A 22,742-nucleotide genomic window follows, 5' to 3' on the forward strand; every position below is an offset into this window, starting at 1 on the left:
GGGCAGAAATAGAAAGCCAGTGGCAGGAGCCTCTCGCGTCGGCGGCTTTCGCCGACCGCCTGCGAAACGGAGCCCCGATGAGTTCCCAACCGCCCCCTTCCGGTCCCCCGTTCGGCCCGCCGTCCGGCCCTCCCTCGGGCCCGCTCGCCGGGCCGCCGTCGGGCGGCGGCTCGGGACCGAATTCCACGCCCCCGCCGCCCTCCGGCCCCGGCGGACCGCCGAGCGGGCCGGCCAGCGGGCCCGGCGGGCCCTCCGGTCCTGGCGGTCCCGGCGGGCGCCCGACGCCCTGGTGGCGGTCGGGGAAGAAGCTGGCGCTGGCCGCCGGCACCGCGGTGCTGGCGGTCGTGGCGACGGTTCTGATCGTCAACAACAACGGCAGCAAGCCCAGCGACGCCATCCCGGCGGCCAACGAGGTCGCCCTGCAGACCCCCTCCGACCCGGGTGCGGCACCGTTCACCGAGTCGGTGGAGACGACCGCCGTGTCGGCCCCGGCGCCGTCGTCCGCCCAGCCCACCGGGACTCCGGGCGGGGGGACGACGGGCACGACCGCCACCGCCGGGACGACCTCGCCGTCGGGCCTGCACGCCGTGGAGGGGACGAGCAGCGGGCTCTACGCGGGCGAGATGTCCAAGCCGAGCTGTGACACCGAACGGCTGATCGGCATGGTGTCCGCCGGGGACAACGGCCGGGCCTGGGCCTCCGCCCAGGGCATCCAGCAGTCGGCCATCCCGAGCTACCTGCGCTCGCTCACCTCCACCTACCTGCGGGTCGACACCCGGGTGACCAACCACGGCTACAAGGGCGGCGCCGCGGTCGCCTACCAGTCCGTTCTGCAGGCCGGCACCGCCGTCCTGGTCGACTCGCAGGGCGTGCCGCGTGTGCGGTGCAGCTGCGGCAACCCGCTGAAGCCCCCGGCGCTGGTCTCGAACGCCAAGTACACCGGCAAGCACTGGCAGGGCTTCCAGCCGACCTCGCTGGTCGTCGTGACGCCGGCGCCCGCGCCGGTGAAGGAGCTCGTGCTGGTGAACGTGGTCACCGGCGGCTTCTTCGTCCGGGTGACCGGGCGGATCGAGGTGATCGACAAGACCGTGCCGGCGCCCAAGGGGCCGCTCGCGCCCGGTATTCCGGCGCCCGCTCCGATGACGCCGATCTCGCCGTCGGCCTCCGTCTCCCGCTCCACCTCCGCGTCCGGCTCGACCTCGGGCTCCGGCTCGCCCTCGACCTCCGGCGCGACCACCTCCTCCGGCGGTCCGACCTCCGGGTCCGCCTCCGCCTCGACCACCTCGGGTTCGCCGTCCGGGCCGTCCTCGGGCTCCACCACCTCCTCGGGCGGCCCCACGACCTCCGCGTCGACGGCCACCGGATCGTCAGGGCCGACGACCACCGCGGCCAAGCCCACCACCAGCGTGGCCACGACCGCGAGCACGACCACCACGACCAAGACGACCGCCGCGGCGGCGACCACGACCACCACGACGACGACGTCCTCGCCGCCGCCCTCCCAGAGCATCGCCACGGCGACCTGTGCCACCACCGCCCCGTCAACGCTCCCGCCCTGCCCGACCGTCTCGGCCGGGTCCTCCGAGTGACCTGACCGCGGCCGCTCCCCCGCCGCTTCTCTCGGCCCCGTCTCGGCCCCGTCTCGGCCCCGCTTCGGCGGGGCCGAGGCGTGTCGGCGCCGCCCCACCCTGTGAGTTGGATTATCAAACTCACACCGCTAGGGTGAGTCCCACATTCCAACTCACCCTGGAGAGCGCCGTGAACCACCCGTCCCCGGAGGTACCCGATGCAGCGCGCTGACCGCGCCGGGCTCGTCCTGCTCGCCGCCTGCCTCGGCCTGTTCACGGTGTTCGTGCAGACCACGCAGACCATCGGCACCCTCGGCGCGGTCCGTGCGGACCTCGGCCTCGACTCCGCGGACCTGGTCTGGGTGCCGAGCATGTACACCCTCGTGGTGGCCTCCTTCGTGCTCGGCGCGGGCGCCTTCGCCGACCGCTGGGGGCGGCGGCGGATCTTCCTGGCCGGCACCCTCGCGATGGCCGCCGGCGGCCTGGTCCTGGTGTGCGCCGACGCCCTGCCGGCCGTCCTCGCGGGCCAGGCGGTCGCCGGCCTCGGCGGCGCGCTGATCACCCCCAGCTCCCTCGCGCTGATCACCAACGCCTTCCCCGATCCGCGCCGCCGGGCCGGTGCGATCTCCGCCTGGGCCGCCGCCTCCGGCCTCGGCCTGGCCATCGGCCCGATCACCGCCGGGCTCGCACTGCGCTGGTCGACCTGGCAGACCGCCTTCTGGCTCGGCCCCGCGGTCGCCGCCCTCGCCGCCACCGCCGCACTGCTCGGCGTCACCGAGTCCCGGGCCGAGGGCGGCCGACTGGACTGGCCCGGCCAACTCCTCGCCACCACAGGGCTCGCACTGCTCGTCTACTGGCTGATCGACGGCGGCCGGCACGGCTACCTCGACGGCCGCCCGCTCGCCGCCGCGGTGGCCGCCGCCGTCCTGCTGGCCGCCTTCGCCGTGGTCGAACTACGGGTGCACCGACCCCTGTTGGACCTGCGGCTGATGCGCGACCCGTCGTACAGCGCCGCGCTGCTGCTGGCCGCGACCGTACTGTTCGGCTTCGTCGGCCTGTCGCTGCTCCAGGTGCTCTGGCTGCAACAGGTCCGCGGGCTGACCGCCCTCCAGGTCGGCTTCCAACTCCTCGCGGAGTTCGGCACCTTCATCCTCGCCTCGGTGGCGGCCGGGCTGCTCGGGCGGCGGTTCGGCGCCGCGCCGCTGATCGTCACCGGGCTGCTGCTGGCCGCGGCGGGCGCCGCGCTGTTCGCCACCGTCGAGCCCACGGACGCCTTCGCCGGCTACGCCCTCTCGCTGGTGGTCTTCGGGTTCGGCTGCGGCCTGGCAAACGCCCCGTCCACGGCCCTCGCCGTCGGACACGTGCCGCGCGGCAAGGAGGGCGCGGCGGCCGGCACGGTCAACGCCGCCCGCCAGGTGGGGGCGGTGCTCGGCACCAGCATCCTCGGCACCCTGACGACCACCCGGTTCGAGGAGCACCTCGGCGGGCTCGGCCGACCGCGCCCCCAGGACGTCGCCCAGGCCTTCACGGAGTCCGTCGGCCACGCGGCCTCGGTCGGCACGGTGGCCCTGCTCGCCGCAACGGCGGCGGCCACAGGCCTGCTGGCCCTCGCCCGCCGCCGCCCGCCCACCCCGGCGCCCCACCTCCCCGCACCCGCCGAACGCGCGGACGCGCCGACGCTCTCGGCGCCCGACCCCGTACGGCACTGAACGGTCGCCGCCACCACCCGCCGCCCACCGGCGGCTGGGGGCTGGGGGCGGCGACCACCCCGCTGCTTCCCGGCCCGCGGCGCAGCCCTTCAGGGCAGCAGCACCTCGGCGTCCTCCGGTGCGAGCACCCGTCCGTCCGAGGAGCGGACCTCCAGCGCCGCGACCGGCTCCCCGGCCGACCGGTCCACCAGCCGCGCGCGCGGCTCGCCGTCCTCGAAGAACCAGGCGTCGCCCCACTGGCGCAGCGCCGTGACGACGGGGAAGAGCGCGCGTCCCTTCTCGGTGAGCACGTACTCCTGGTACGGGCTGCCGTCGGCGGCCGGCACCGGTTCGAACACCCCCGTCGCGACGAGGTTGGCGAGCCGTGCGGAGAGGATGTTCTTCGCCAGGCCGAGGTTCCGCTGGAACTGCCCGAACCGGCGCAGCCCGTCGAAGGCGTCCCGGACGATCAACAGTGTCCAGCCGTCACCGACCACGTCGAGCGGGCGGGCGAGCGGACAGACCGAGTCCTCGTGCGTGGTGCGCTTCGGCACTGGTCCCACCTCTCACCGACCGGGCTGTGCGGGCGGCCTTCGAGTCCACAGCTTGCGCTGCGCAACGCTACCGCGCGCCCGACGCCCCGACCCTCAACCGGTGGCGGCGAGTTCGGCGACCACCCCACGGTGGCCGGCGCCGGGTGCGGCGTGCTCCCCGACGGCCGGCACGTCCACCCGCTGCGGCCTGCCCTCCCCCACCCGCCACTTCCGTCCTCGACTCCGGGAGAACACGTGCCACCACACCCACCGGCTCCTCCGGGCCCCGAAGGAGCGCACACCGGTCGTCCGCACCCGCGGCGGATATTCGCTTGCGGGCGATGCGCGGGGCCTGCCAATCTGCGGCACATGACGAACCGAGAGGCGGTCTCCGCCATCATGCGATGAGCGGAGCGACGCCACCCGCAGGGCGGGTATCCGACGCACCATTCTCCGACTCCAATGCCGGGCCCCGCGAGCAGCTCGCGCTGATCTGCGCGCTGCGCGACGAATGGCTCCGGCACGGGCTCTGCACACTCCCCGCCGACCGGGCGGTGGCCGAGGAGGCCGTCTCCCGGCTGTACGGGCTGATCGGCGAACCGCCGCCGCACTTCCACTGGGTCGACTCACCCGCCGCTGCACGGGAGTTGATCGCCGCACGGCGGACCGACGCACCCACCTGGCGGGTCGGCGGCACCCTCCCGACCCGGGGTGGGGCCTGGCCGGTCGCGGCCCGGCTGGCCTCGCTGCTGTCCGACCTCCGCGCCCGCCTGGACCACCGGATCGCCAGGTCGCACCCGTTCTCCTGGAACCGGCCGGGCCACATCCACCGGGACGCCCACACCCTGCCGCCCCAGACGGCGCTCGCGGCCGGGCTCCCCATCGACGCCATCACCGACATCACCGTGGAGGCCTCGCTCGCGGGCACCCTGCGCGACGCGCTCTGTGCTCCCGTGCGCACCGCCCTCCTCGCCGGCGCCGGCAGCGCACTCGGCCTGACCTGGTACGGCCAGCAGGACGCGGACTGGGTCGGCCACTACGACACCCGCCGCCGGGCCGGCCTGGCGGTCTACGGGCGCGAGGACGACCGCCAACTCGCCCTCTGGGCGGCGCTGGCCCGGTCGACCGGCTGGTGGTGGCCCGCCGAGGGTCGCTGCATCCTGGCCGAACGGCCGGTCGCCCTCCACACCGAGGCGCTCCCGCACGGCCACCACGGTCAGCGGCGGCTGCACCGGGAGGACGGCCCCGCGGTCCGCTTCGCCGACGGCGCCGAGGTCCACTCCCTGCACGGGACGCTCGTCCCGGCCTGGGTGGTGAACGACCCCACGGTGGAACGCATCCACGCCGAGCCGAACATCGAGGTGCGCCGCTGCGCCATCGAGCGCGTCGGCTGGGAGGCGTACATCGAGCAGGCCGGGCTGGAGTTGGTCTCCACCGCGCCCGATCCGGGCAACCCCGGGTCCGAGCTGCGGCTCTACCACCTGCCGCAGCAGTCCTGGGGCGTGCCCGCGCGGGTCCTGCTGGCCGTCAACGGCTCGGTCGAGCCAGACGGGCGGCGGCGGCGCTACGGCCTGAGCGTGCCCCCGTACCTCGACGACCCGCTGGCGGCGGCCGGCTGGTCCTACGGCCTGAGCGGCCGGCAGTACGCGCAACTGGTCCGTCGCACCTGAGCGCCCGTGCCGCTCCTTCCTTCACGCCTTCCGGCCCTTCCGGCCCTTCACATCCCGAGGTGATTCGCATGCCCATCAGCACCGACGCCGTCCTGACCCTCGCCGACCTCACCGCCCTCACCGGGCTGGACGTCCTCGATCACCTGGAACGCGAGGTGGCCGTCCCCGTGGTGGCCGGGCTCCAGGCCCAGGGCGATCTGATCGTCGTCCCGCAGTCCTTCCTGGAGACCGTCACCCCCACCCCGTTCGGCTACAGCCGCTGGCTCGACGTGCCCGCCGCCGGCCTCGAACTGCTGCGCAGCGCCGGGGGCGGCAACCCCCACTCGCTGGTCGCCGATCCGGGCGCCTGCCGGTGGACCGACGCCATCCACGATCCGACCGGCCTGGCGCTCGGCCTGATCGACGCGACCGCCGTCGCCTATCTGATCCACCCCGAACACGGCGCCACCGGCATCGCTCCCGGCCGCTATGTGGTCCGGCGCCAGCGCGAACGCGGCACCGGCTTCGGCATGGTGCCCGGCCGCTCGATGAACCGGATGGTCTGCGACTGACCACCCCGGGCCGGTCCCACCCCGGTGGGTCTGCGAGTGCGGGGCTCGCGGGCCCACCGGGGTGGGGTGGGGCCGGGGGGTCAGATGGTGGCGCCGAGGTGGGCGGCCCACTTGGCGCGCCAGGTGAGGGCGTCGGTGACGCCTTCGGCGATGGTGCGGCGGGCGGTCCAGCCGAGGAGGTCGCGGGCGGTGTCGACGGAGGTGTAGCAGCCGATGACGTCGCCCGGGCGAGGGGCGGCCTCGCGGACGTCGAGGCGGGCGCCGACGGCCTGTTCGAAGGCGGCGACGAGTTCGCGGACGGTGGTGCCCTCGCCGGTGCCGACGTTGATCACGCGGTAGCGGTCCTCGGCGGCGGGCTCGACGACCTGGTCGAAGCGGGTCAGCGCGGCGACGTGCGCCTCGGCGAGGTCCTGGACGTGGATGTAGTCGCGGATGCCGGAGCCGTCCCGGGTCGCCCAGTCGACGCCGGTGACGGTGAACGGCGTACCGGTGGTGTGGGCCTCGATCAGCTTGCCCAGGGCGTGGGTGGGGTTGAGGTCCTGGAGGCCGGTGCGCAGCTGCGGGTCGGCGCCGATGGGGTTGAAGTAGCGCAGCGCGATGACGCGGATCGCCTCGGCGCCCTCGGCGCGGGTCCAGTCCTGGAGGACCTGCTCCATCATCTGCTTGGTGCGGGCGTAGGGGCTGTTGGCGTCGACCGGGCAGGTCTCGTCGACCCGGGCGTCCGGGGTGGGGGCGTAGATGGAGGCGGAGCTGCTGAAGACGACGCGGGTGCAGCCGTTGCGCTGGAGGGAGTCCAGCAGGTCGACGGTCTTGGCCACGTTCTCGCGGTAGTAGTACAGCGGCCTGGCGACGGACTCCGGTACGACGATCTTCGCGGCGCAGTGCACGGTGGCGTCGATGTCGGGGTGTTCGGCGAAGACGCGGTCGAGGAGCGCCGGGTCGGCGATGTCGCCCTGGTAGAAGATCCGGTCCTCGACGAACTCGGCACGGCCCTTGGAGAGGTCGTCGAGGACGACCGGCGTGATGCCCTGGTCCAGCAGTGCCGACGCGACGGTGCTGCCGATGAATCCCGCGCCACCGGTGATCAGGACCTTCTTCATACGCGCGTGCTCCCTTGCGGTCGGCCGGACGCCCGGGTGGCGTCCGGTGACAGTGGGGACGGTGGTTCGGGCCCGACGGTTCCCCCCCGGGGCGAATCAGCGCAGGCGGGCGCCGGTGCGGGGGCGGGTGCCGCGGCGGAGCCAGTAGCCGGCGGCGACCAGGAGCACGGCTGCGACCGCGGTGGCGACGGCGGCCCAGGTGGCCGCGTCGGACCCGCTGTCGGACCCGTCGGCGGGCCCGCCCGCGAGCGTCGCCGTGGCGGGCCCGGCCGACGGCCCCGAGGGCTTTCCGGCGGCGGCCACGGACGGTGAGGTGGACAGGGACGCGGACGGCGAGGCGGCAGGCGTGGCGGACGGCGCCGGCGTCGGGGCGAGGGTCGGGCCGAGGGTCGGTGTGGCGGCCGAGCCGGGCACCGGCAGCGTCGGGTCCGAGATCGCGGTCGCCTCGACGTCGAGTTCGCGCTCGCCGTGGCCCAGCGAGGGGAACGCGCAGTCCACCGTGATCCGCCAGTGACCGGCCGGCAGGATCTCCCGGGTGGTGTACGCCCCGGGTCGGCCGGGGACGGCGACCAGTCGCCACGGGCCGGCCGAGCGACCGTCCGCGGAGGCGGCGGCGAGCGTCCCGGCGAACTCCTCGGTGACGGGGTCGTGGTCGTTCTCCCAGGTGGCCACGGTGGTGATGTGCCCGCCGTCCTGGCCGGCCACCTCCAGGTGGACGGTGTCGCCGTGGGCGGCGGCGGGCACGACGGGCGCCAGGACGGCCGCCCCCGCCAGAGCGAGGACGGCCAGGGTGCCGAACGGACGGGTACGCATGGTGGGGGCTCCTCGTGGGGGGTCAGCGGGTGCGGGCCGCCGCCGCAGTATGCGACGGCGGCCCGCACCTTCGGGTGCCGCGGTGGGTCAGGAGGTCTTCTGCAGCGACCAGGACTGGTAGGCCTGGCCGTTGGGCTTCTGCAGCTCCAGCAGCCAACCGCCGTAGTACCAGCGGCTGCTGGCGCCCAGGACCAGGGTCGAGCCCTCGGCGGTGACGGTGAACCCGCCGCCCGACGAGGTCAGCTGCCACTTCTGGGCGGCCGAACCGGAGCAGGGCTGCTGCGCGACGTACTGGCCGGCCACCGGGTCGCCGCCCAGCTGGAGGCACTTGTCGGAGCGCACGGACTTGATCCGCAGCGCGCCGTTGCCCGCGTCCTCGAAGCTCCACTTCTGGTTGGCGTACCCGGTGCGCTGGTAGGCGATCGCCACGGTGCCGTTGTTGAGCGAGCTGCCCCACAGGTCGGCGGCCTGGCCGGTGAGGCCGTTCACCATCGTGTAGCGGGAGCCGGCCTGCGGGCGGCCCGCGTCGGCCAGGGTGTGGAAGGTCGCCGGGCGGCCGGGCTTGGACACCGCGCCGGCGGCGTCACGGACGGCGATCGCGACGGTGTAGGCGGTGCCGGGGGCCAGCCGGACCACGCCGACGGTGGTGGCGCGCACCGTCCCGATGGCCTGGCCGTTCAGCAGCACGTCGTAGCCGGTGGCCGCGGGGACGGCCGGCCAGCTCAGCACGACGGAGTTCGGGGTGACCTGACTGGCCGTCACATCAGGTCCGGTGGTCCCGGTGCCGGAGGTGGGGCTCGGCGAGCCGGTGGGGGTCGCGGTCGGGCTCGTCGTCGCGGTGGGCGAGGCGGTCGGCGAGGCCGTCGGCGAGGCGCTGGAGGTCGCGGTCGGGCTGGGGGAGGCCGTCGGCGAGGCGGTCGGCGACGGGGTGCGGGTGGGCGAGGCCGTCGGCGAGGGGGTGTTCGTCGGCGTCGGGCTCGCGGTCGGCGTGGGGCTCGGGTTCGGCCCGGTGCCGCCGCCCGCGATCAGGAAGCGGTTGCTGGCGACGTTCCAGTGCGTGGCCAGGTAACTACCGGCCGCGGGCGAGGTGTTGTAGTAGTCGTCGTGGTGGCAGTCGAGCCGGGCGTCACTCGCGTTGTCCGGGCAGACCGTCTTCATCGCCGGGTAGTAGGGGGTGTCCGAGTAGCACATCAGGTCCCACTCGTCGACGCAGTGGCCGCCCTTGCTGGAGTTGGGCGCGCTGTTGCTCACCGCGCCCAGGTTGTGGCCGAGTTCGTGCGCGGCGGTGTGCCCGCCCCAGCAGCCGGAGTCGGTACGGCCGTACGAGGGGCCGAAGTTGCTCAGGTTGTCCTGGCCGGGCCGCTCGTCACCGGCGAAGGTCCCGATGCCGCAGTACACCTTGGCATCGGTGAACATCATGTACTTGCGGTCCTTGCGGTTGAACCCCTGGGCGGCCACCGCGCGGTTGCTCGCGTTGAAGTCCTGGATCTCGGAGTCGGAGACCTGCACGTTCAACACGGAGGCGGAGCAGTCGGGTTCGGTCACGAACCGGACGTGCCGGACGCCGCCGGTCTCCTGGGCGCTGGCGTTGTAGATGACGTCGACGTCCGCCGCCCACTTCTTGAACGAGGCGAGGTACTGGGCGAACCGGTCGTTGCCGGGCCCGTGGACGTACACCACCTGGACCCGGTTCCCGCTGGTGCCGTCGCCCTCGCAGACCACCCCGGACCCGGCGGCGGGCGCGGCGGCGGGCGCCGCGGGCGATCCGGCGGCTGCCCCGGCGTCCCCGAGCAGCGCCTTCTGCGCCGCGTCCAGGACCGGCGCCGCACCCTTCAACAGGTCGGCGGCGGCGGGCGGTTGGGCGTCGGCGGGAGGCGTCAGAGCGGGCACCTGGGCGGCCGCGGCCGCCACCGGTGCAACGTCCTTGTGGATGTCCACGTCCTTGGGCGGCGCGTCCGGGCCGTGGCTGCACAGCTCCCCGCCCGGCACCTCCAGCGAACCCGCGCAGCGGTCGCCGGTCGGCAGCGTCAGACCGGCGTAGACCAGGCCGCGCTCCGGCTGGTCCTTGGGTATCTCCTTCAGCGGCGCGGCCTTCTTCTCCCGCTGCGGCGCGGGCGCCCTCGTCGCACCCTCGGCCGTCCCGGTCTCACCGGGATCGCCGTCATCGGTGGCCGCTCCGACCGTGCCCGCCTCCGCCCGGTCGGCCGAACCGGCCACCGCCGCCGTGGAACTGGTCCGGTCGGCGGCCGGGTCGAGCGCCGTCTCGATGCCCAGCGCACCGGCGACCAGTCCGGCCGCCACGGCGACCGCCAGGAGCGCCGTCCGGCGTCCCGTCCTCCCGCGCCGCTTTCGGCGCTCTGCACTCCGGTGTCCCATGCGCTATTCCTCTCCGAGTGCGACGGCCCGAGCGCCACACAGCGTGGCGGCCAGGCCTTCCGACACCCCGGAGACCGAATCCGACCGGAGGCAATAACAGAAACCTCTTGCGAAAATCGTCAGCTTGCTCGTGACGGCGTTCCCGGCGCGCTCGTGGCGGTGTGCGCAGCGCGCCGGCGGCCGGGTCCGTGGACGCCTCCGTCGGCACCGTCGCGGGCACGGCCCGCAGCCCGCTCCCCCCGGGCCATGACACGGCGACTCAGGCCCCTACCGCCGGTGGGCGACGCCGCGTCACCCGCCCTGCCGCGGCCGTTGGTCCACGGACCAACAGGACCAACGGGACCGCCGGCGACCACTGGGACCGCCGGCGACCGCCGGTGTCAGGCCGCCACCCCGACGGCCGGGGCGGTCTGGGCCACCGCGGCACCCGCCCCGGCGAGCGGGCCGTGCAGCCGCGCGAGCGAGGCCGCCAGCCGAGCAGGGTCCCCGGCCAGCCAGAGCCGCAGTGCGGCGGCGAGCGCACCACTGGCGGGACCGGTCGGCAGGCCGCTCGTCCGGGTGACCCGATCGCCGACCAGCGGCAGCAGTTCGGCCACCGGCTCGGGCAGCCACAGCGTGACGGCGCACGGCGCCGGCCGGGCGAGGACCCGCGACAGGCGCAGCGCGCCCGCGTCGGCGTACAGCGCGGGGATCACGTCCAGCAGGCCGTCCGCCGCCACGTCGGACACGTCGCTGTTGTGACCACGCGCCAGTGCGCGCAGCAGCGCCCGCTCGGCGGCGGTGATCCGGACGGTCAGCATGACTTCTTCGCAGTCCATGGTCCCAGTTCCCGTCTTGTGCGTGTGCCCGTCGTCAGGTCGTGAACAGGTCGTGCACGGGTGGTGTCCCCCGTCCGGTGCCGCTGCTCGATTCCTGCCCATCAACGGGCTTCGGCTACCGGCGTGATCAAGCCGTAGTGGCCACCGGCCCGGTGGCCGCGAACCGGCCCGGGCCGCACCGGCGCCGGACCGCACGAGGGTCCGCCCGCACCGGCGCCGGCTCGTGGCCGCGCGCGGCTCGGGGGCGGACCGGTACTGCGGACGGGGCATCGGGATCCTCCTTGGTTCCGCACCATGCTGGACCCGGTCGGGCCTTGCGGCCGAGGGCCGAAAGACCCTCCGACCCGTCAGAGCGCCTGACCCGCCGCCACCCCGGCCGCCCTGCCCACCACCCCGCCGACCGCCACCCGCGCCCTTACCGCCACCCGCGCTACCGCCACCCGCCCGCGACCGATCCACCGATGGGGTGATCCGTCCGAGTGCGGCGGAACGCTCGCCGGACCGGCGCGTTTCCCAAGGCGTGCGCCCTCCGGCAGCGGCGCGCGCGGGGCTCCGCGCTGACGGAGTACCGCCTTCCGGCTGCCGCGACGGCGCATCCGGCGGTACCGCCGCGCCGTCCCATCTGGTGAGAGGTGATGTCATGGTCCTGACGACCGAGACGCGTAGACCAACCGTTTCCCCGGGCACCGTCTGCCCCCGAGCCACTCCACCCGGAACCACTCCACCCAGAACCGCCCCGCCGAGAAGCGCCATGCCCAGAACCGCACTGCCGAGAACCACTCCTCCGAAAGCCGCTGCGCCGAGAACCGCCGCGCCGCGAAGCACCCCGCCCGGGGCCCCCTCCCCGGGCACCCCGTCCGCCGTCCCCCCGCTCGCGCCGGGGGCACTGCCCGGCCTCGGCCACGCCCCCGCACTGCTGCGCGACCCGCTGGGCTTCCTCGGCTCGCTCGCCCGGTACGGCGGCGTGGTACGGATCCGGCTCGGGCCCCGCACCGTCTGCGTGGTGACGGACCCGGCCCTGGTGCACACCCTGCTCGTCGCGCTCGCCCACGACTGCCCGCGCGGCGCCGTCCAGGACACCCTGAAGACGGCGTTCGGCGACGGCCTGCTGATGTCCGAGGGCGTGGCCCACCGCGACCGCCGCCGGATCCTCCAACCCGCCTTCGGCCCGGACCGGATGGCCGAGTACCTCGCGGTGATGCACCAGGTCACCGAGGAGCGCGCCGGGCACTGGCGGCCCGGTCAGGTCCTCGACGTGGCCAAGGAGATGAACCACCTCGCGCTGGAGATCGTCACCCGCGCACTGTTCGACGCCCGGCTCGGCGAGGACGCCGCCCTGGCCTTCCACCGGGCCCTTCCCGACCTGGTGAAGGGCCAGATCGTCCAGTCGCTCTACCCGCACCCCGCGCTCGCCCGGCTGCCCCTCCCGGTCAACCGGCGCTTCGACGCCGCCGTCCGGGTGCTCAACCGGGTGGTCGACCAGGCGGTCAGGGGCGGCGCCCGGTCGGGCGCCTCCACCGGCACCCTGCCCGCGCTGCTGCGCGCCGCCACCGACCCGGCCACCGGACGGGCGCTGAACGCGGCGGACGTCCGCTCCGAGGCGATCACCATGTTCGGCGCCGGCACCGAGACCGTCTCCACCACCCTCACCTGGCTGTTCGACGAGCTGCTGCGCCACCCGCAGGTGGAGGCCCGCATCCTCGCCGAACTGGACGAGCACCTCCCGGCCGGGACGGTGCCCACCCCGGAGGCTCTCGCCAGGCTCGGCTACACCCGCAGCGTCACCCGGGAGGTGCTGCGGCTACACGCGCCGAACGCCTTCCTGATGCGGACCGCGAGCGTGCCCGTCGAGCTCGGCCGGTACCGGATCCCGGCCGGCACCGAGCTGCTGTACAGCCTCACCGCGCTGCACCGCGACCCGGCGCTGCACCCCGAACCGCTGCGCTTCGACCCCGACCGCTGGCGCGAGGACGGCGAGGCGGCCACCGCCGGGCGGCAGTCGTTCCTGCCCTTCGGGGCGGGCAAGCACAAGTGCATCGGCGAGGCCTTCGCCTGGGCGGAGCTGACCGTGGCGGCCGCCGCGATCCTGCGCCGCTGGCGGCCGACGGCCGTCCGCGGCGCCCGAGCCCGCGAGGTGGTCTGGACCACCGTGCAGGCCCAGGGCCTGCACGTGCGGCTCGCCCCGCGCGGGAGCGACACCAGGCCGCCGACCTCCCCCGCGCCCGTCCGCGCCACCGCGACGAACCGCGCCACCGCCACCGCCCGGCCTGCCTGCCCAGTGCCGGGCGGAGCCGCCGCGCCCGGGTCCGTACCGCCGGCCCCGACGGCCGCCCGCCGGCCGGACGAACTGCGCACCGCCACCGCCCGGCACGCCGGCTGGGTCCTCGGTCACGACCTGCTCACCGCCGCCGAGCTGCCCCGCTACCAGGCCTACGCCCTGCCCAAGCTGATCGGCCACGCCTACCCCCGGGCCCGTGGTGCCGAACTCGACCTGCTGGTCGACGTCCTGGGCTGGTTCACCATCCTCGACGACCGCTTCGACGGCCCGCCCGGACACCGCCCCGCCCAGGCCCGCGCCATCGTCGACCCGCTGCTCGCCGTCCTGGACCGGCAGGCCCCGCACTCCCCGACGGTCCCGAGGGCCCTACCGGCGCAGGCCCCGCCCGCCCCCGGCCTGCTCGACGCCTGGCAGGAGCTCTGGCACCGCCAGGCCGAACCGATGTCCCCCGCCTGGCGCGCCCGGGCCACCCGCGAGTGGCGCGCCTGTCTGGAGACCTTCCTCACCGAGAGCACCCACCGGGCCGAGGGCACCACCCCCGGTCTCGCCGAGACCATGCGGCTGCGGCGCCACGCCAGCTGCCTCTACCCGTTCATGAACATACTGGAGCGGGTCCACGGCGGGGACGCCCCGGCCCGGCTGCACGCCGAGCCCGCGCTGCACCGGCTCCGCGCGCACACCGCCGACGCCGCGACGCTGATCAACGACCTCTACTCGCTGGAGCGCGAGGAGTTGCAGCCCGCGACGGCCTTCAACACCGTGCTGACCGTCCAGCGCGTCCGCGGCTGCACCCGCCGCCAGGCGGCCCGGACGGTCCGCGACCAGATCGCCCGCCTGCGCGAGGAGAGCGGGACCCTGCGCCGCCGACTGCTGCTCGACCACCCGGCCGGGCAGTGGTACCTCGACGGGACCAGGGAGCTGGTCGACGGCGTCCTGGCGTGGACCAGCACCACCAACCGCTACCTCAGCGCCGGTCCCCGAGGGTGAACAGCAGGATGACGAAGCCCGCGAACAGGTGCGTGGCGAAGATGTAGATGCCCGCGCGGACGAGCATGGCCCTGCGCCTGCTCCTCTCGTCGCTGATGCCGTCGGTCACGGTCGGGACTCCTTCGGTGGAACCGGGCTCGGCGGGGCGCCCGGTGCTCATGCGCTTGCCGTCTGGGCACCGGGCGCCCGCAGCTCGGTGAGCAGGGCGCCCTGGTCGGTGATCAGCTCGGTGAGGATGCGGCGGGCGGCGCGCAGCAGCTCGGCGACGTCGGGCGTGCTCAGCGCGTACACCACGGTGTTCCCCTCGCGGGTGGCGGTGACCAGCCGGGTGCGGCGCAGCACGGCGAGCTGCTGGGAGAGGCTGGACGGCTCGATCTCGATCGCCGCCAGCAGCTCGCGCACCGGCCGGGGCCCGTCCTGGAGCAGCTCCAGGACGCGGATCCGCACCGGGTGCCCGAGGGTGCGGAAGAACTCCGCCTTGGCCTGGTACAGCGGGACCGCCATCATCCGCCCTCTTCCTGGTTTCTCCGCCGCTCCGGTGCGGGCCCGTCCGCACCTGCCGGCCTGTGGTCGCGCCCGCGCGGCCGGGGAGCATCATCCATGCAGATGAAGAATTCTTCAAGTCGTCACGACCCGCCCCGGCCCACACCCCCCGCCCGGGGGGCCGTCACGGCTTCGGGCCGGCCGAGGAGGTCGGGTCCGGGGCGCCGGGCGCCGGGAGCCTGCCGCACAGGGCGGTGGGGAACTGCGGCTCGGCCCGCTGGACCGCCGCGCAGCCGGGCTCACCGGAGGTGGTGATCACCGACCAGCCGGTGGTCTGGTAGCGGTAGAACCAGCGCTGGCCGCGCGAGTGGCTGTCGCAGCCCGGACCGGCGTCGCCGCAGACCGGCCCGGTGGGGAAGGAGATGTCCAGGACGAGCCAGCGCCCGTCGCAGCCGCGTGCCCGCCAGGTGCTGTGCTTCGGCGTGTCGGCGCCGGCCGCGGCCCTGCTGTAAGCCTCGTCGGTACAGCCGGTGGGAGCCGGGTCGCAGCCGCCCTGGCCGCACTCCCGCAGGGCCGGCGGGGTGGCGCCCCTGGCGGTGTAGACCCGGCTGTTGTCGACGCTGACCAGCTGGTCGCCGAGCGGCCCGGGCAGCGGGACGCCGATGTTGCTGGGCTCGGACTGGGTGCAGCCGGAGCGGCGGTCCATGGAGCGGGTCTCGTAGGTGATCTGGACGAAGACGGTGCCGCGCTCGACCGACCGGACCTCGCCCTTCAGTCCGCGCGCGCAGTTCGGCGCGCCGGAGGCCACGGGGAAGTCCACGACCAGGCCGCGGCCGCCGTCGGTGGTGCGGACCGCGGTGATGGTCGCGGGGCTGACGGTGGTCCAGGGGATCTCGGCGGTGTCGGTGACCGCGGAGCCGTCCCCGTCGGGCCTGCCGGCGCCCCCCGAGGGCGCGGCGCGGCTGCCGCAGGCGGTGAGCAGCAGGGCCGCCAGCAGGGCCAGGGCCCCGGCGGCGCGCTTGCGGGTGCGCACATGCATGATCATCGTTACCCCCCGGTACGGTCGCGTGCCGGTCAACCGTACCCGGGGCGCCGGCCGCGGACGCGCCGGGGCGGCCTCACCGGCCCCGGTGGCGGCCGGGCCGGCACGCGCACCGCCCTGCCCGTCCCGGCCGGGTCACGCCGGGCGGGACGGACAGGGCGGGCGACCAGGCGGCCGCCGCGCGGGCCGCCTCAGCCGGCCCGGGAGTTTCGCGCGCAACTCCCGGACCAGGCCGGTCCCGTGGACAGAGGTCAGCAGACCACCGGCACGTCGACGGTCACCGGCACCGGGCCCCACGGGTAGGTGGCGACGCTGAAGCTGCCGTGCACGGTGGAGCCGCACGGCACGGTGCCGCCGACGCCGCCGACGCGCACGGTCGAGGCCGTGAACAGCGTGCGCCCGTTGACCGAACCGAGCGAGGCGCCACCGACCACCTGGCCGGAGAGGCCGGTGAGGAGCTCCTGGGTCTGCGGCCACGGGGTGCCCGGGCTCGGCGGGCCGGCCAGGCTGATCTGGCCGTACAGCTGGACGCTGTCACCGGTGACCTCGGCACAGACCTTGGTCATCAGGCCGGCCTGCAGGCCGGAGGCACCGCAGGTCACGGTGGTGGTGGCGGTGGTGGTGGCGGCACCGGCCTCGACGGGGACGGCGAACAGGGCGGCGGCGCCGGCGGCGCCCGCCGCGATCAGGGCGATTCGGTTCATCGGAATACTCCTTCACTCGTCAATGTAACGCCACATGTGAAATTTCACATGTGGCACCACGAACTCTGTCATGCGATTCGAATGCCCAGGCGACGATCTCCGCCCGAATCCCTCAGCGGACCGGAAATCGACCTTCGATGGCGCGATCCGACCCTCCGTCAGGTCCCCGACCCGCACCAGGTAAACGGCCGCCGACAGGCCTGCCACCAGGCCCGCGACCCGCGCCGGTCAACGCCCTGCCCCGCCGCCCCTCAGCGTCCGGGGGTGGTCTCCAGCCCCTCCAGGACGGCCTTGAACTCATGGGCGATCCGCAGCACGTACTCACCGTCCTGATAGTCCGTCAACCGGATCACCTCGCCGGGCAGCCACCAGTGCAGATGCGGGCTCAGACCGTCCGGGACCTCGGCGTACCTGGTCCGGGCCCAGCGGGCCAGGGCGGCGAGGCTGGGGTAGAGGCTGCGGCCGCGGATCGCGTGGAAGGCGAGCTCGTATCGGGACGGGAAGGCGAACACCGCCCCCTCCGGGCCGAGCGGCAGGCCCGTCAACTCGTCGACCAGGTCGTCCAGGTAGGTCATCCGGCCGGCGGTGAACATCGAACTGCCGGACACCACGTCGAAGCGGGTGCCGTCCTGGTCCCGGACCACCTCGTGGCGCTCGATCAGCAGGCCGCGCAGGTTGTTGCGCGCCTGGAAGCGCAGCCCGACCGGATCCCCGAGCCGCTCCTCGTCCGCCCGGGAGAGGGTCTGCATGCCCTGCGGGGCCTCCACCGCCAGGAACTCGTGGAACCCGGGCGCCACGAACGGCGCGTGGACGGCGGCCTCCAGAACCGGCAGGTTCGCGGCGTCGACCACCAACGGGTGGATCCGGCCGAGGAGTTCCTCCGTCGGGAGCCGCTCCAGCGCCGACGGGCCGGTCACCTCCCGCACCAGCTCGGCCACCTCGGCGGTGACCACGGCCCCCCAGTCCTCGCCCGCGAGATCGGCCGCGCGGGCCGCCTCCATCACCGTGAGCAGGCTGTACTGCCGGCCCTGCCCGTCGGTGGCGGAGTCGCCCGTTACGGTCACCGGCAGCCCGTGGTCGTCGAACGCGGCCCGCACCAGCAGCCGTAGCAGCCGGACGCCTTCGGCGGTGGCGAGCGCCGGGCCGCCCGCGCGGTGCGCTCTGACCTCCACGGCGATGCCGTCGACCGGCTCCTCGACGAGAAACGGAGCCAACGGCACCCGATCGGCCCTTGCCCTCGCCCGCCGCTCACGCCAGTCCTGAAACCTGCCCACCCGTCACCACTCCCCCTGGTCTCCCCGGGCGCCAGTCTAGGTCCTGTCCGCTCGATACCGGCGGAGCAGCACGCGGCTCCCCCGACCGTCCGCCGGCGGACACCCCCGGTGCCGCGCCCGCCACCGCCCGGCTCGCGCCCAGGTCGGCCCGCGCTCCCCCGGTCGGCCGGTATCCGCCGCGCGGGCGGGCGCGTTGGACGCGGTGTGAAGCGCATCCTCGCCGTCGCCGCCGCCGTCCTGGCCCTGCTGGCCGCCGCCGCGCCGCCCCCGTACCTGCTCGGCGCCGAGATCCGGCGGATCCCGACGGACGACCGGGTGATGGCGCTGACCTTCAACGCGGCCTGGGACGAGACCGGGCTGGACACCGTCCTGGCGGTGCTGCGGGAGCGGTCGGCCCCGGCCACCTTCTTCCCCACCGGGCAGTACGCCGAGCAGCACCCGGACGCGGTGCGGGCGATGGCCGCCGCGGGCCACGGGCTCGGCAACCACTCCTACAGCCACCCGCGGTTCGACGGGCTCGGCCCGCAGCAGGCCCGCGCCGAGGTGCTGCGCGCGGACGCGGCGATCCGTACGGCCTCCGGCGCCGAGCCGCTGCCGTTCTTCCGCTTCCCGTACAGCGAGACCACCCCGCAGGGCATCGCGGACGTCAACGCCCTGGGCTTCGCCGACATCGAGTTCACCGCGGACACCAACGGCTACCTCGGCGAGGAGGGCGGCATGACCGTCCGGAAGGCCGTCGACCGGGCCCTCGCCGCCCTCGTCCCCGGCGGGATCCTCCAGCTCCACGTCGGCGTGTCCGACCGGGAGGGGCCGTGCCTGGACGCGCAGGCCCTGCCGCTGATCCTCGACGCCGCGCGCGCCCGCGGCTACCGGATCCTGGACCTGCGCACCCTGCTCGACGGCGCGACCGCCCGCTGACCCGGTCCCGGCCACGTCCTGGCCCGTCCTGACCCGCTCTGACCCGCTCTGACCCGCTCTGACGTGCTCTGACGTGCTCTGACGCATTTCGGCGCGAACTACCGCAGCCCGTCACGGAGTTCGTCGACCCGCTGGAGGGCCTCGGTGAAGGCCGCGCGGTCCAGGCGGCCGCTGTCCAGGGCCTCGGCAAGGGCGGCGGCGGCCTCCTCGCCCTGCTGGACGTCGCGGGCCGAGCAAAGCAGCAGGTCCATCCCGGCCGCGGCGGCGGCGAGTGCGCGCGGTCCCGTCCCCCCGTACGAGGCCAGGGCCTTCGCCTCCAGCGCGTCGGTGACGGTGACGCCCTGGAAGCCGAGGCGCTCACGCAGCTCGCCCTGCACCACCACGGGCGACAGGCCCGCCGGACTCGCCGCGTCGAGCGCCGGGTAGACCGCCCACGAGGCCATCACCAGCCGGACACCGGCACCGATCGCGGCCCGGTACGGCTCCTCACCGCGGGCGCGGAGCTCGGCGAGCGGCACCGGCAGGGTGACCGGCTGCTCGTCGGTGTTCTGGTCGCGGGCGGCGCTGCCGAGACCGGGGAAGTGCTTGGCCGTCGCCGCGACCCGGAGGTCCTGCTGCGCGGCGAGGAAGCCGGCGCCCAACTCGGCGACGGTGGCAGGGTCCTGGCCGTAGGAGCGCTCGTGGTGGTCGATGAAGTTGTCGGCGCTGTCGTAGACGTCGAGGACGGGAGCGAGGTTGACGTTCAGCCCGATGTCCGCGAGGGTGCGGCCGGCTTCGGCACCCGACCGGGCCGCCTCGGCGACCGGGTGCGCGGACCGGCCGGTCCGGCGGGCCGAGAGGTCGGGCGCGCCGGGCAGCCGACGGACCTTGCCGCCCTCCTGGTCGGTCATCAGCAGCAGCGGCGCCCCGGTCGGGGACTGCGCCGCCGCCTCGCGCAACTGCGCCACGGCGGCCAGGATCTGGTCCGGGCCGGTGACGTTCTCGCCGAACAGGATCACCCCGGCGGCGCGGCCCTCACGGATGACCTGGAGCAGTTCGGGCGGCGGGGTCGGGCCCGGGTAGGAGTAGACGATCCGCCGGCCGGCGAGCAGCCGGGAGTCCGGGATGGTGTCCGGGGTGGTACCCGGCGCGGTGTCCGGGGTGCCGCCCGGTATCGACTCCGGTGTGGTCACGGGCGGTGTCCTCTCCGCGGAGGTCGGCGGCTGCAGGGGCGTGCGCACCGCGTCGGGCGGCGACGTGCACAGGGCGGCCAGCAGCAGGCCGAGCGCCGCGACAGGGGCGATCCGCCGAAGCCAGAGCACGGGGCCTCCCGGAGGGCGGGGTCGGGTTCGCTGCGCCAGGCTATCGGGGCCCGCGCTCCCCGGCAGCCCGAAGGGCCCAACTCGGCCCGCCGCCGAAACCCGTCCCAGCGGCCGCCCTGCTCACCCCGTCGCCGGCCCAGGCCTGCTCACCCCGCTCCGCGCACCAGTCGGCCGAGCACCGCCACCCCCTCGGCGATCTCGCCCGGCGCACCCGCCGCGTACCCGAGGACCAGGCCCGGCGGGTGTGGCAGCCGGGCATGCCAGGAGAGCGGCTGCACCTTCACCCCGCCGGCCAGTGCGGCCGTGGCGAGTTCGGTGTCGGAGCAGCGCAGACCGCCCGGGAAGGTGACCATCAGGTGCAGCCCGGCGGCCGCGCCGTGCACGGCCGCGCCCGGCAGCTCGGCGCCGATCGCGGTGATCATCGCGTCCCGGCGGCGCCGGTGGCGGCGGCGCAGCAGCCGCAGGTGCCGCTCCAGCTCTCCGGACTCCATCAGCCGGGCCAGGACCAGCTGCGGCAGCACCGCGTTGCCCAGGTCGGCGAAGCGCTTGGCCGCGAGGACGGCCTCCCGGTAGCGGGGCGGGACGAGCAGCCAGCCGGTCCGCAGGGCCGGGGCGAGCAGCTTGGAGATGCTGCCCGTGTAGCAGACCTGGTCGGGGACGGCGGAGTGCAGTGCGGGCACCGGGGGCCGGTCGTAGCGGTGTTCGGCGTCGTAGTCGTCCTCGATGACCAGACCGCCCTCGGCGGCCCAGCGGAGCAGCTCGCGGCGCCGGCCGCCGCCGAGCACCACGCCGGTCGGGAACTGGTGGGCGGGGGTGAGCAGCACCGCCGGGGCCCCGGTGGCGCGCAGCGCGTCGACCCGGATGCCCTCGGCGTCGACCGGGACGGGCGGGGTGGCGGCGAGCCAGTGGCCGAGGTGCTGGCGGACCCCGAGCGAGCCCGGGTCCTCGACCGCGACCTCGGAGATGCCGTCCTGGCCGAACGCCTGGCCGAGCAGGGCGAGGGCCTGGGCGGTGCCGGCGACGATCAGGACGTCCTGCGGGTCGACCCGGATGCCCCGGTATCGGGCCAGCCAGTGGGTGACGGCCAGGCGCAGCGCGGGTGTGCCGCGCGGGTCCCCGTAGCCGAGGTCGTGCGGGGACAGGCCGTCGAGGACGGCGCGTTCGGCGCGCAGCCAGGCGGCACGGGGGAAGGCCGCAAGGTCGGGCCGGCCGGGGGAGAGGTCGATCCGGGCGGGGGCGGCGCGCAGTGCGTCGAAGCTCTCGGGGACGGGGTCGGTGTCGAACAGGGACCGGTCGGCCGGACGGGGTGGCCGCGCGACGGTCGCGGCGGCGGGCCGAGGCTGCTGGGCCTGCTGCGCCTCCTGGGCCGACCTCTCGGGCTGGACCGGCTGCACGGGCTGGGCCGGCTGGGCGACCACGACGGTGCCGCCCCGACCGCGCCCGGCGATCTGGCCCTCCTCGGTGAGCCGCCGGTAGGCGTCGGTGACGACCCCTCGGGAGACCCGCAGCTCGTCGGCCAGGACCCGGGTGGCGGGCAGTCGGCCCCCCGCGGGCAGTCGGCCGTCCGCGATCGCCTCCCGCAGCCGCCGGGCGAGCCAGTCGGCGAGCCCGCCGGGCGGGGCCTCGGCGGTGTCGAGCTGGAGGAAGTCGGCGCCCGCCGTTTTGGACCTGTCGTCGGGCTGCTGATTGGACCTGTTCACCGGTCCATTGTCGGGGCCAGGGTGGGGATATGACCACCACGCAGACCACTTCTCCCACGACCGCGCACGACCCCGGCCACGACTACGTCCACGGCTACTCGGACACCGAGGCCCGGCGGCTCGGCGACCAGGCGGACACCCTCGCGGAGCTGCTGCACGCCGACACCTCCTACCCGGCGGGCAGCCGGGTGCTGGAGGCCGGCTGCGGTGTCGGCGCGCAGACGGTGCACCTGCTGGCCTCCAGTCCCGGGGTGCGCCTCACGGCGGCCGACATCTCCGCCGACTCGCTCGCCCAGGCGCGGGCCCGGGTCGCGGCGCAGATGCCCGGCGCGCAGCCGGTCTGGCACCACGGGGACCTGCACGAGCTGCCGTTCGCCGACGACTCCTTCGACCACGTCTTCGTCTGCTTCGTGCTGGAGCACCTGGCGGACCCCGCGGCGGCGCTGGCCGCCCTGCGGCGGGTGCTGCGGCCGGGCGGCACGATCACGGTGATCGAGGGCGACCACGGGTCCGCCTTCTTCCACCCGGACAGCGCGGCCGCCCGGGCGGCCGTCGGCCACCTGGTCCGGCTCCAGGCCGGGGCCGGCGGCGACAGCCTGGTCGGCCGGCGGCTCTACCCGCTGCTGGTGGAGGCCGGCTTCGGGGACGTCGCGGTCCGCCCGCGCACCGTCTACGCGGACGGCGGCCGCCCTGCGCTGGTCGAGGGCTTCACCCGGCGCACCTTCATCACCATGGTCGAGTCCGTGCGCGCGGACGCGCTCGCCGCCGGGCTCGCCACGGCGGACGAGTTCGACCGGGGCATCGACGAGCTGCGGCGCACGGCGCAGGAGGGCGGGACGTTCCACTACACCTTCTTCAAGGCGGTCGCGGTCAACCCGTAGCGGGCGCCCGCTTCCCGACCCGGTGCCCGGCCGGACTGTCCGGGCTCAGTCCGGGCC

At 75.2% G+C, this 22,742-nt stretch carries 19 protein-coding genes; 7 read left to right on the top strand and 12 right to left on the bottom strand.

The features are described from left to right. Positions 1 to 344: 344 nt before the first annotated feature. Both ACGFZP_RS28570 and ACGFZP_RS28575 read left to right on the top strand, forming a co-directional pair. On the top strand, positions 345 to 1,589 hold the full coding sequence (locus ACGFZP_RS28570; RefSeq protein WP_392938588.1) for a DUF6777 domain-containing protein: 1,245 nt from the start codon (positions 345 to 347) through the stop codon (positions 1,587 to 1,589). 197 nt (positions 1,590 to 1,786) lie between these two features. Continuing rightward, a complete protein-coding gene (locus ACGFZP_RS28575; RefSeq protein ID WP_392938590.1) occupies positions 1,787 to 3,277 on the top strand; it encodes an MFS transporter in 1,491 nt (496 codons plus the stop codon). Positions 3,278 to 3,366: 89 nt separating this feature from the next. Here the strand turns inward: ACGFZP_RS28575 and ACGFZP_RS28580 are convergent, their stop codons facing one another. Further along, on the bottom strand, positions 3,367 to 3,810 hold the full coding sequence (locus ACGFZP_RS28580) for a winged helix-turn-helix transcriptional regulator (protein ID WP_392938593.1): 444 nt from the start codon (positions 3,808 to 3,810) through the stop codon (positions 3,367 to 3,369). A 383-nt stretch (positions 3,811 to 4,193) separates the two neighbouring features. On the opposite strand from ACGFZP_RS28580, the gene ACGFZP_RS28585 reads away from it, so the two are divergent. Both ACGFZP_RS28585 and ACGFZP_RS28590 read left to right on the top strand, forming a co-directional pair. Next, positions 4,194 to 5,459, top strand: coding sequence for a DUF6745 domain-containing protein (locus ACGFZP_RS28585; protein WP_392938595.1), 1,266 nt, complete (start codon positions 4,194 to 4,196; stop codon positions 5,457 to 5,459). 68 nt (positions 5,460 to 5,527) lie between these two features. Further along, positions 5,528 to 6,010 (top strand): hypothetical protein, encoded by a 483-nt coding sequence (locus ACGFZP_RS28590; RefSeq protein WP_392938598.1) that lies wholly within the window; start codon positions 5,528 to 5,530, stop codon positions 6,008 to 6,010. Between the two features lie 80 nt (positions 6,011 to 6,090). On the opposite strand, the gene galE is transcribed toward ACGFZP_RS28590, so the two are convergent. The 4 genes from galE to ACGFZP_RS28610 form a co-directional block, all read right to left on the bottom strand. After that, positions 6,091 to 7,110, bottom strand: coding sequence for a UDP-glucose 4-epimerase GalE (gene galE / locus ACGFZP_RS28595; protein ID WP_392938601.1), 1,020 nt, complete (start codon positions 7,108 to 7,110; stop codon positions 6,091 to 6,093). 96 nt (positions 7,111 to 7,206) lie between these two features. Next, positions 7,207 to 7,923: a hypothetical protein gene (locus ACGFZP_RS28600; RefSeq protein WP_392938604.1), complete on the bottom strand. Its 717-nt coding sequence runs from the start codon at positions 7,921 to 7,923 to the stop codon at positions 7,207 to 7,209. Positions 7,924 to 8,010: 87 nt separating this feature from the next. Then, positions 8,011 to 10,299, bottom strand: a complete 2,289-nt coding sequence (locus ACGFZP_RS28605) for an RICIN domain-containing protein (RefSeq protein WP_392938606.1) — start codon at positions 10,297 to 10,299, stop codon at positions 8,011 to 8,013. A gap of 380 nt (positions 10,300 to 10,679) precedes the next feature. Continuing rightward, positions 10,680 to 11,117, bottom strand: a complete 438-nt coding sequence (locus ACGFZP_RS28610; protein WP_392938609.1) for a hypothetical protein — start codon at positions 11,115 to 11,117, stop codon at positions 10,680 to 10,682. A 751-nt stretch (positions 11,118 to 11,868) separates the two neighbouring features. On the opposite strand from ACGFZP_RS28610, the gene ACGFZP_RS28615 reads away from it, so the two are divergent. Next, a complete protein-coding gene (locus ACGFZP_RS28615; RefSeq protein WP_392938612.1) occupies positions 11,869 to 14,382 on the top strand; it encodes a cytochrome P450 in 2,514 nt (837 codons plus the stop codon). Here ACGFZP_RS28615 and ACGFZP_RS28620 read toward each other — a convergent pair. From ACGFZP_RS28620 to ACGFZP_RS28640, 5 genes are all read right to left on the bottom strand, one after another. After that, a complete protein-coding gene (locus ACGFZP_RS28620) occupies positions 14,360 to 14,491 on the bottom strand; it encodes a DUF6126 family protein (protein WP_392938614.1) in 132 nt (43 codons plus the stop codon). The two genes, ACGFZP_RS28615 and ACGFZP_RS28620, sit on opposite strands and share 23 nt — an antisense overlap. Positions 14,492 to 14,538: 47 nt before the next feature. After that, positions 14,539 to 14,886: an ArsR/SmtB family transcription factor gene (locus ACGFZP_RS28625; RefSeq protein ID WP_392938704.1), complete on the bottom strand. Its 348-nt coding sequence runs from the start codon at positions 14,884 to 14,886 to the stop codon at positions 14,539 to 14,541. Positions 14,887 to 15,049: 163 nt separating this feature from the next. After that, positions 15,050 to 15,898, bottom strand: a complete 849-nt coding sequence (locus ACGFZP_RS28630) for a hypothetical protein (RefSeq protein ID WP_392938617.1) — start codon at positions 15,896 to 15,898, stop codon at positions 15,050 to 15,052. 260 nt (positions 15,899 to 16,158) lie between these two features. Next, positions 16,159 to 16,611: a hypothetical protein gene (locus ACGFZP_RS28635; RefSeq protein WP_392938619.1), complete on the bottom strand. Its 453-nt coding sequence runs from the start codon at positions 16,609 to 16,611 to the stop codon at positions 16,159 to 16,161. Positions 16,612 to 16,862: 251 nt separating this feature from the next. After that, on the bottom strand, positions 16,863 to 17,825 hold the full coding sequence (locus tag ACGFZP_RS28640) for a hypothetical protein (protein ID WP_392938622.1): 963 nt from the start codon (positions 17,823 to 17,825) through the stop codon (positions 16,863 to 16,865). Positions 17,826 to 18,089: 264 nt separating this feature from the next. On the opposite strand from ACGFZP_RS28640, the gene ACGFZP_RS28645 reads away from it, so the two are divergent. Continuing rightward, positions 18,090 to 18,803 (top strand): polysaccharide deacetylase family protein, encoded by a 714-nt coding sequence (locus ACGFZP_RS28645; protein WP_392938624.1) that lies wholly within the window; start codon positions 18,090 to 18,092, stop codon positions 18,801 to 18,803. 98 nt (positions 18,804 to 18,901) lie between these two features. Here the strand turns inward: ACGFZP_RS28645 and ACGFZP_RS28650 are convergent, their stop codons facing one another. Both ACGFZP_RS28650 and ACGFZP_RS28655 read right to left on the bottom strand, forming a co-directional pair. Beyond that, positions 18,902 to 20,104 carry a glycoside hydrolase family 3 N-terminal domain-containing protein gene (locus ACGFZP_RS28650; protein WP_392938627.1) on the bottom strand — a complete coding sequence of 401 codons (1,203 nt, stop codon included), beginning with the start codon at positions 20,102 to 20,104 and terminating at the stop codon, positions 18,902 to 18,904. Positions 20,105 to 20,250: 146 nt separating this feature from the next. Continuing rightward, complete coding sequence (locus tag ACGFZP_RS28655) at positions 20,251 to 21,804, bottom strand: PLP-dependent aminotransferase family protein (RefSeq protein WP_392938629.1); 1,554 nt, start codon at positions 21,802 to 21,804, stop codon at positions 20,251 to 20,253. 29 nt (positions 21,805 to 21,833) lie between these two features. On the opposite strand from ACGFZP_RS28655, the gene ACGFZP_RS28660 reads away from it, so the two are divergent. After that, complete coding sequence (locus tag ACGFZP_RS28660; RefSeq protein WP_392938632.1) at positions 21,834 to 22,685, top strand: methyltransferase domain-containing protein; 852 nt, start codon at positions 21,834 to 21,836, stop codon at positions 22,683 to 22,685. Positions 22,686 to 22,742: the final 57 nt, after the last annotated feature.

Origin of the sequence: Kitasatospora sp. NPDC048239 (assembly GCF_043202015.1) — a bacterium.
GTDB lineage: Bacteria > Actinomycetota > Actinomycetes > Streptomycetales > Streptomycetaceae > Kitasatospora.

Excerpts from the sequence above, each read along its gene's own strand:
- ACGFZP_RS28575 (WP_392938590.1), top strand. The coding sequence starts at position 1,787 with ATGCAGCGCGCTGACCGCGCCGGGCTCGTCCTGCTCGCCGCCTGCCTC.
- ACGFZP_RS28585 (WP_392938595.1), top strand. The coding sequence starts at position 4,194 with ATGAGCGGAGCGACGCCACCCGCAGGGCGGGTATCCGACGCACCATTC.
- ACGFZP_RS28590 (WP_392938598.1), top strand. The coding sequence starts at position 5,528 with ATGCCCATCAGCACCGACGCCGTCCTGACCCTCGCCGACCTCACCGCC.
- galE (WP_392938601.1), bottom strand. The coding sequence starts at position 7,110 with ATGAAGAAGGTCCTGATCACCGGTGGCGCGGGATTCATCGGCAGCACC.
- ACGFZP_RS28600 (WP_392938604.1), bottom strand. The coding sequence starts at position 7,923 with ATGCGTACCCGTCCGTTCGGCACCCTGGCCGTCCTCGCTCTGGCGGGG.
- ACGFZP_RS28605 (WP_392938606.1), bottom strand. The coding sequence starts at position 10,299 with ATGGGACACCGGAGTGCAGAGCGCCGAAAGCGGCGCGGGAGGACGGGA.
- ACGFZP_RS28610 (WP_392938609.1), bottom strand. The coding sequence starts at position 11,117 with ATGGACTGCGAAGAAGTCATGCTGACCGTCCGGATCACCGCCGCCGAG.
- ACGFZP_RS28615 (WP_392938612.1), top strand. The coding sequence starts at position 11,869 with ATGCCCAGAACCGCACTGCCGAGAACCACTCCTCCGAAAGCCGCTGCG.
- ACGFZP_RS28625 (WP_392938704.1), bottom strand. The coding sequence starts at position 14,886 with ATGGCGGTCCCGCTGTACCAGGCCAAGGCGGAGTTCTTCCGCACCCTC.
- ACGFZP_RS28635 (WP_392938619.1), bottom strand. The coding sequence starts at position 16,611 with ATGAACCGAATCGCCCTGATCGCGGCGGGCGCCGCCGGCGCCGCCGCC.
- ACGFZP_RS28660 (WP_392938632.1), top strand. The coding sequence starts at position 21,834 with ATGACCACCACGCAGACCACTTCTCCCACGACCGCGCACGACCCCGGC.